This is a genomic window from Staphylococcus sp. HMSC65H10 (genome assembly GCF_001839185.1).
Lineage (GTDB): Bacteria > Bacillota > Bacilli > Staphylococcales > Staphylococcaceae > Staphylococcus > Staphylococcus simulans.
Map to the genome: position 1 here is coordinate 1,026 of NZ_KV840398.1, position 840 is coordinate 1,865.

The 840-nt window shown below is 39.3% G+C and carries 1 pseudogene; it reads right to left on the reverse strand.

The features are described from left to right. Positions 1 to 840 (reverse strand): annotated as a pseudogene (locus tag HMPREF3270_RS10685) (FIVAR domain-containing protein); the annotation flags it as partial.

Genomic DNA, 840 nt, shown 5'->3' on the forward strand with positions numbered 1-840 from the left:
CATCGTCTAATGCTTTTTGTAATTCATCTAATGCGTCTTGATGTTCTTTAGCCGCAATTGCATTGTTTAATGCTTCTGTTGCTTGTTGAACTTCTTGAGGTGTCGCATTTTGATTATCATTAACTGTATTAGCTGTTGCTAAAGCATCTTGGACTGCTTTGTCTTCTTTATCTGCAGGGTCAAGTTGTCCTAAACCAGTTGCTTTATCGATTGCTTTTTGTAACTCAGCTTTATCAGCTTTTTGAACTAAATCTTTTTGAGCATCTTTTAATGCTTGAGTAGCCGCTTCAATTTCTTTAGTTGTTTTGCCGTCTGGTGCATCGACAATCGCCTGTCCAGAAGTTTCTGCATCAGTTAACGGTTTTACGCTGTCTGGTGTGAAATTATCTTTTTGAACAGCTTTCGCTTTTTCAAGCTCTGCTTTCAATGCTTCTAAAGCTGCTTGTTTTGCATCCGCTGCTTCTTTAGCTTCTTTTGCATCTTGTGCTTTTTTAGCATTAATCGCGTCATCTAATGCTTTTTTAGCTGCATCGACTGCTGCTTGATCCGCATTTTGATCTGCTTCAACTGCTTTCGCTGCTGTTAAAGCATCTTGAACAGCTTTATCTTCTGGGTCATTTGCATCCAATCGGCCTAAACCTTCAGCTGTTGCGATTGATTTTTCAAGTTCTGCTTTATTCGCTTTCGCTTGTAATGCGTCTTGCGCGTCTTTGATTGCTTTGGCTGCTTCACCAGCTTGAACTGCTGCTTCGAATGGTGTTACAGTACTTGGTTTATAATCATCTTTCTTAACTGTGTTAGCTGCATCTAATGCTTTTTGTAATTCATCTAATGCATCTT